The 6,690-nt window shown below is 36.3% G+C and carries 10 protein-coding genes and 1 pseudogene; 1 reads left to right on the forward strand and 10 read right to left on the reverse strand.

The window, feature by feature from the left end:
- Positions 1–183, forward strand: a pseudogene (locus LDK53_RS23025) (hypothetical protein); the annotation flags it as partial.
- A 163-nt stretch (positions 184–346) separates the two neighbouring features.
- On the opposite strand, the gene LDK53_RS22270 reads toward LDK53_RS23025, so the two are convergent.
- The 10 genes from LDK53_RS22270 to LDK53_RS22315 all read right to left on the reverse strand — a co-directional run.
- Positions 347–724 (reverse strand): hypothetical protein, encoded by a 378-nt coding sequence (locus LDK53_RS22270; protein ID WP_225288105.1) that lies wholly within the window; start codon positions 722–724, stop codon positions 347–349.
- Positions 725–979: 255 nt separating this feature from the next.
- A complete protein-coding gene (locus LDK53_RS22275) occupies positions 980–1,525 on the reverse strand; it encodes an SMI1/KNR4 family protein (RefSeq protein WP_225288106.1) in 546 nt (181 codons plus the stop codon).
- 296 nt (positions 1,526–1,821) lie between these two features.
- A complete protein-coding gene (locus LDK53_RS22280) occupies positions 1,822–2,343 on the reverse strand; it encodes an SMI1/KNR4 family protein (protein WP_225288113.1) in 522 nt (173 codons plus the stop codon).
- Between the two features lie 109 nt (positions 2,344–2,452).
- Positions 2,453–2,890, reverse strand: a complete 438-nt coding sequence (locus LDK53_RS22285; RefSeq protein ID WP_225288107.1) for a hypothetical protein — start codon at positions 2,888–2,890, stop codon at positions 2,453–2,455.
- Between the two features lie 183 nt (positions 2,891–3,073).
- Positions 3,074–3,457 (reverse strand): Imm50 family immunity protein, encoded by a 384-nt coding sequence (locus LDK53_RS22290; RefSeq protein WP_225288108.1) that lies wholly within the window; start codon positions 3,455–3,457, stop codon positions 3,074–3,076.
- 192 nt (positions 3,458–3,649) lie between these two features.
- Complete coding sequence (locus tag LDK53_RS22295; protein ID WP_225288109.1) at positions 3,650–4,096, reverse strand: type IV secretion protein Rhs; 447 nt, start codon at positions 4,094–4,096, stop codon at positions 3,650–3,652.
- Between the two features lie 51 nt (positions 4,097–4,147).
- A complete protein-coding gene (locus tag LDK53_RS22300; protein WP_225288110.1) occupies positions 4,148–4,588 on the reverse strand; it encodes an SMI1/KNR4 family protein in 441 nt (146 codons plus the stop codon).
- Between the two features lie 382 nt (positions 4,589–4,970).
- Positions 4,971–5,234: a hypothetical protein gene (locus tag LDK53_RS22305; RefSeq protein WP_225288111.1), complete on the reverse strand. Its 264-nt coding sequence runs from the start codon at positions 5,232–5,234 to the stop codon at positions 4,971–4,973.
- Between the two features lie 636 nt (positions 5,235–5,870).
- Positions 5,871–6,209 carry a barstar family protein gene (locus LDK53_RS22310; RefSeq protein WP_225288112.1) on the reverse strand — a complete coding sequence of 113 codons (339 nt, stop codon included), beginning with the start codon at positions 6,207–6,209 and terminating at the stop codon, positions 5,871–5,873.
- A partial coding sequence (locus tag LDK53_RS22315) for an RHS repeat-associated core domain-containing protein (RefSeq protein WP_318527760.1) occupies positions 6,209–6,690 on the reverse strand: 482 nt, incomplete at its 5' end. The genes LDK53_RS22315 and LDK53_RS22310, both read right to left, overlap by 1 nt.

Raw genomic sequence — 6,690 nt, forward strand, 5'->3', positions numbered from 1 at the left:
GCTGCCCGAAGCGGATGGCGCTGACGTGGCCGGAGCCGTAGTGCAGCCCACTCAGAGCAATTTCGGAAACGAGATAGGCAAGAAGTCTCTGGTGAGTCGAATCCCTAACGGACAGCGCACGTTAACGCTGGATGATATGCGAAGCGTTTTGGCGTGCCGGTGAGTGCATTTGTGGGGCATTGAAATTGATTAGGATGGCATTTTTCTATTTATTAACAAAAAACGTGACGTAGCAATCCTATTCGCCGTTAAACATTGGCTCAACACATGTACCCTCTACTCGAAATGGCACGCCTGCATCATTTTAAAGAACGGGTGCTAAAATAGCCATGTAGTGGCTAAAACCTTACGGCAATTGTAGTGGTACATCGCTGCCATCAAACATTTCATTCAAATACTTTCCAAGCGTTTTAGAATCTTTTGCTGTAGGAATGACCACATGATATTCCCTGATACCAATCATTTTTACAGCATTTTCATTAAGCACGATCACAAGTTTGTCTTCAGTGAGCTGAACAGAACGAATAGAGTCTGTTAACTCATATTCTGTTGACTCACTCTGGAATCCAATACATTCATTAACGGGTAATTCATCTTCGTCGAATCGTCCGATAATGATAAAATTTTTTGGATCATGGCTGTCATCCCCTATTCCGATGGTGAATACATCATTTTCTTCATAGCAGTTAATACACGCTGCAATAAGATTTTTAACATTACTCATCAGTTCTCCTTATCTTGAACCGTTTTGCTCCTGACAGATTTTATCGGAAGCCTGGCGTTCATTAAGATGGCTAGTATTCTAAGAGTAACCTAAGATAGTACCCGTACCAATCTTTTATGGATTGCTATTTTTAAAAGGCAAAGCATATATTTCGTCATAGCGAAGCGGCTGTTGATGCTGTAATCTGCTGCACCAGTTACACCCACCTTACAGCAATAGATCGGCTTCGTCAGGATCACCACAAGTACTCCTTTATTAAAAATCAAGATCGACTTTAATCACACCTGATACATCTATTTTATCCTCCTGAACAGCAAGCATATCAACAAACTCACCGAAGGAATTTGCTATTTTCGTCAGACCTGAAATTACTGCTGAATCCTTGAATATTGGCTCAGACTCGTGTTCCCAAAACCAAATCTCTCCCGACACGCTTCCTTTGAGGCAAAGACAGATTTGATTATCAGCAGACGAGGCTCCTATCGGTAACCATTGATCGTGAAAATCATTCCGGTATGTATCAGCCATTTCAAAGACAGTATATTCTTTACCCGATTCTGCAAGGCCGTACAAAGACTCAAGCGTATCGTTTCCTTGCTCATCAGACCACGGAGATGGTTGTAACGCCTTGAAAACAACATTTACCTCAAAAAGAACAGAACCACCAAAATGAAGTAAATAGGCACGATAACTTTCAGGAATTGACCCTATTGATGTTTCTAATGTATTTAAACTCTTTTTCAGTTCATCTAATGGTAATGATGTCGGTTTCGCTCCAAAGAGCTCTAATTTTTTCAACATTTTCTTTTCCTCCTCATATCTGATGCGGAGCCAATATGTGGCACATTGCCATGAAGATCTCTTGGGGCAAGAATTATAGTATTCGCACTCAGATGATGTGGAGTAAGCATTTTTTCCCTTAACAAATTCTGAGCCGCTTTCTGTGTAATGCCTTTTTTCTATACAATGGCATTATTACCAATGGTAAAATACAAGCATATCTGATATTCTTTTTATTACTGTTTATCTATTTACTAACATCTAAATGTAAAAAATATGCCATGATCATATTCTGATTATGGCTTTATTTTGCAAAATCATAAATCAACAGTTACATTCATTCCTGCATCAAGAGATGCCTCACTAATTTTCTTGTGAAATTCCGTAAAGCTATTAGTAATTTTATAGATATTGCCGCACACATTTTGCTCAGCGACCTCAAACTCTTGGATATCATCCTCAGCATGTACATGTGTTCTGTCCCAATAATACACTCCCTGGCTTTCACTGCCATTTAATATAAGGTAAAAATTACCTCCATGATCATCACCAATAATTAACTTATTATCAATGAAATCAAGTTCACTTAAAAAATTTTCATTTTGACGAAAAATGTCGTGGTTTGGATTTTTCATATTTATTCCAAAAAGGGCATAAAAGGCGATAACCCCTTCATCGACACCTGCATACTCTAACTCACAAAAATCCGGAGATTTTACAACGAAGCCATTTTTCAACCTGAGGAATTGTTTATAATCATCTGGCAAATGGATTTTGAATTCCCTCTCCAAAATTTTAATTTCATCTTTATTTGCAGGCTTACCGCATGAAATAGGTATAAGCTTTCCTTACTAAGGTCATGACTTCTTGATCTTAGATACTCCACACTATGGAAAAATTGTCTGTAGTAATAAAAACCGGAACTTAATGGCTTCCGGCATATTTCATTCACTTATCTAAATCAAAAAACCATTCAATGAAAGAGTTAAAGTCTACCCATTGAGGCTTTAATTCCCCCTGATAGAATTTAGTTAAATTATCCCCTACGTTGATAAATAAAACCTCTCCAGTTTTTTTGTTATAAAAATACCCACCCTCACTTTGAAAACCATCCAAAGGAATATACTCGTTTGGTATTTTTAATATTTCATGTGTTCGCTTAAGATCAAGTTGGTACGATGAATTTATAACAAACCAGCAGATCTGATAAATTTCATGATTCCTGCTATGAAAAGTAGCCCCATCCTCAACGTGCAAATAAAATTGAGCAAAATCAGAAGAAAGGTCAATATCTAAAGAAAGCAAAGCATCACTATACTCTTGAGTGGTATCATCATACCACCAACCTCTAGATTGACTCATAATCGTTATTTTTTTAGATAACATAACCCCTCATCCACATTTGGTTTTTCGGCTATTTAATTATTCTAGCTCTCACCCTTCAATATGCTTCACAGCACAGATTAAACAAATCTCATATTATAGGAATAGGATGTAATTATTCAGTATACTGAACCAACCTTAAATTTTAAAAGCCAGGGAAATTTAAATCTCATCCCGTTCTTTAACTTACTGACTAATATATACGGAAGGTCCCATTAATTGTATATGCGAACATTTCAAATTTAAAAAAATGTCTGCCCCCATTATTATAATTTCACTATAGGGAGTGTTTTTTTGTATTTCTATTTTTGCTGGCATATCCGTAGACATACCTTCTATTTTTAAGAATTTTACTCCACTGCAATTTATACCACACCTACATCTATTATAACCTTTGACCCATTTTGGGGGAGGATTGTCAGGCAATTCATTCACAAGGTCAAAACATATTATTACCGTAGCAGCTTCGCGGTCTATTTTAATATCAAAGATGTCGATTTCATTCACTTCAACATCTCTACTAAAAACCTTGTTAAACAAAATACTACCTTCGATTTCATTCCAATACATGTGACTCTTCTTAAATTTCATGATTGTCTAATGTGCCAGAAACTGAACCTGTCCAGGCAATTTCGAATGTTCTCTTTAAAATAGTTGCAGAGGCACATCACCATCCTCATAAGACTCTTGCCCCTGGGTTTCTTTATATCAGATCAAAAGCATTACCTAAAACGCCCCGGGATGATGAACCTCCCATTTCAATTACTTTTTATCTGAACATGAGAAACCGAAGTCAATATATCCTTCAGTACTTATTACTAGACACCATTTATTTTTTCTATCAAAAAAGTAATGATGCTGAGGGATATTTTCTATTGCCATATCAAGAAACAAAAAGAACTGCTCCGGATTCAATCTGACTGAAAAGTCAAGAGACGAATCATTTATATAGTAAATCTCATCACTCTTTGAAATCACATCATGTACATCATTTTCATGAATGAATCTCTTTATATCGACCAACCAATTCTTATAGTCTCCATGTAGTTCTAAAGACCTATGAGCATTGGTCTTTGACCAGTCAATTTTTGAACCAGCCCAACTATAACTATCGGATAACTTATCCGCAATGTGTTCCCAGTCATCCACAATTTCTGGTTGTTCAGGAAGCAAAGATATTTCCTTCCTGATTTCATCATCGAGCGTCATTAAGAGCCCTCCATGGTTTTGATGATAAATTTAATAAAGACAGAATCTATATCACCATGCTTCATCTTGAGGAATTATTTTTCCTATAAAAATTTCAAAATTTGGCTCAAGATATATCTCCTCCTGATTTTCCAGATCACAAAAATATACTGCACCATCATTTATCCCAACACAATAGGGGAACCCACCTCCATCAATTGCGAATGGTATAAAATTCTCTGCAAGAATTTTTTTGTTAACTACTAAATCCTTATAGTAATCATCAATAGTTAATATGCCAGATCTTTTAGTATGTAATATAGGTAAGAAATATTTTATATCATTCTCGTAGTGTTCGCTTTGATAAACACGACGACCTTCCTGCATTATTCCGCCATTACTTATAAGCCATAAGGTCTTTAAAGCACGAGGAAAAGAAATGCCCAGCAAAGCTTCAATCTTATCTAGCTCATCAACAGATATTGCAGGTGATGAATCTACAAATTTAATCATTATTTTTCTCCTATCGGTACAGTCTTGAATAGCAATATGGCTGGCGCATTTGTGCCGAAAGATGTACGTTTTTTGAGGACTCCTCAATTTAATCTCAGAGTTCATCTGATTTACGATCTTTTTGGCTCTAATAGGGTTCCAATGCTCTGCTGATTTAAAAATGAGTCCGTAAGCAGTAATTCCGCCCCCTGCTATTCATAGTACGTGAGATTACTTACTTGAGAATGGATTATATTTTTAGCTTCATAAATATCACGCAACCGCAGCGATAGCATATTAATTAAAAAAAGCCACTAAAAATTATTTATTAAAAAAACTAAAACAACTACCGGGAATAATCCCGGCATATATTTACTCCTCTTCCAATTCAAAAGGGATTGCTTTATTTTTTGAGAAAATCTTCTATTAGCGACAGGATTTTCTTATAATTGTCTGAGTGAATTTGAATAAAAAAATCATCTTTTTCCTTTGTTATTTCGAAATCAGCCCCCCAGTCAGATGAAGAACCTTTTATAGAAAACCCTACTGCATTATCTGAAGAATAACTCAACATATATGAATCACTTTTTTCGAAAGCAGCTTTAATTCCCATGAAGATATCATTTTGATGAAAACTGTTCACAATCAAATGATATTCAATACTCATAATCATCTACCTCTCCCATGAGGTCGACCTCTGACAACAGGATAATCAGCTGGATTTCGGATACCTATATGGGTTAAATTAGGGTCCGTTGAAATATTACCCAAATCGTCTAACTGATCACCTAAATGATTCTATTTATGTATATGTGCGTTTAGGCGAGACTAAGGTGTTAACTGACCATTACTCATATTCATTGATTGATTTCCATATGGATGAATTCTTACTTCTGAACCATCAACATGAATTGTTTGGTAAGTATTCATAACCACTCTGAGCCTTCGAGAGCTCATTGACAGAATGAATTTTAATTGGCGTGAAGCCTGTTTCAATTTTTAACTTTTCAGGATTATAATTTTTATATAAGTAATCGATATCTGATGAACGAGGTAACTTGGACGGGAAAGCATTATCCAAGTCATTGACTGTGTTGAAACTCCCGGACAGCGAGTGTTTTTTTTGCAAATAGCGGCTAGCTGCTTCAAAGCCTCTTTAATCCCTCTCATCAGCCCTCCCAAAAGTACCTATGATTACACTCCACATAGTGAGTGAAAAAATATACTTTACGAAACATACTTCCGTTCAGAATAATATCAATTAATAAAAAAAAGCGAATTTTTTCTTTTCGCCAGCTATATTTCACTTATGTTGCGCACAAAGCAATAACAAGATAGTTGGCTCCTCACCAAATAAAATACTTCTATTATTTATCTCTTGAATTGACAAAAGAAAATCATGCTTCAATTCCTCATCCAAATTATTGATATTACTTATCTTAAGTAATAAAGACTCGTCTTGCTTTAGGTTTAAAGATGTCATCCCCTCTTCTGGGAATCGCAAACTAGTCAGACAATCTATGAACGCATGGAAATTATTACCATAGAAATCAGGAAAGCCAAACAACTGCTTAACCCTATTATGAAATCCTGTAACATCATTTATTTCTTTAAAATCAATAGATAAAGTAATTACTTTCATTACTTCCATCCTCCAAGACCGATCTCTATGAAAGTGTTGTAATGGTCGTGACTATAAAATGCTTGATCTGTTTTTGTATCCACAACTATACGCCTAGCTCCTCGATTTCCTACACCAGGTGTTTTCACTGTCCACTCTCTATAAGGACCGCTTCCTGTGTTAAGGCGCTGACTATCTGGTGAAATTTTGAAATTATTTTCAAAAGGTATCCCATCACGAGGAAACGCTGGTCTATTCAATTTAATATTATCGATTGTTTTTTGTACTTCCCTCATTTCTGAGGCGGTCATTTTATGCCCCCATTTTTCGTTTACAACAGCATGGAATTCTTTAGGATTCTTTGCTGAATGAGAACATTTAAGACCCAGCGGATCAATCCACCCCAACGGGTTCGGCGCATACTGATAAAGGTTCCACCCGCCATTCAGCCCATTAGGATCCTGCACAATAAACCGCCCGACCTGCGGGTCGTAGTAGCGGA

Source organism: Enterobacter sp. K16B (assembly GCF_020216105.1).
Lineage (GTDB): Bacteria > Pseudomonadota > Gammaproteobacteria > Enterobacterales > Enterobacteriaceae > Enterobacter > Enterobacter sichuanensis.

Bases quoted from the DNA above. Each gene is read 5' to 3' on its own strand.
- LDK53_RS22290 (WP_225288108.1), bottom strand. From the start codon at position 3,457: ATGTATTGGAATGAAATCGAAGGTAGTATTTTGTTTAACAAGGTTTTT.
- LDK53_RS22310 (WP_225288112.1), bottom strand. From the start codon at position 6,209: ATGAAAGTAATTACTTTATCTATTGATTTTAAAGAAATAAATGATGTT.
- LDK53_RS22270 (WP_225288105.1), bottom strand. From the start codon at position 724: ATGAGTAATGTTAAAAATCTTATTGCAGCGTGTATTAACTGCTATGAA.
- LDK53_RS22275 (WP_225288106.1), bottom strand. From the start codon at position 1,525: ATGTTGAAAAAATTAGAGCTCTTTGGAGCGAAACCGACATCATTACCA.
- LDK53_RS22305 (WP_225288111.1), bottom strand. From the start codon at position 5,234: ATGAGTATTGAATATCATTTGATTGTGAACAGTTTTCATCAAAATGAT.
- LDK53_RS22285 (WP_225288107.1), bottom strand. From the start codon at position 2,890: ATGTTATCTAAAAAAATAACGATTATGAGTCAATCTAGAGGTTGGTGG.
- LDK53_RS22300 (WP_225288110.1), bottom strand. From the start codon at position 4,588: ATGATTAAATTTGTAGATTCATCACCTGCAATATCTGTTGATGAGCTA.
- LDK53_RS22295 (WP_225288109.1), bottom strand. From the start codon at position 4,096: ATGACGCTCGATGATGAAATCAGGAAGGAAATATCTTTGCTTCCTGAA.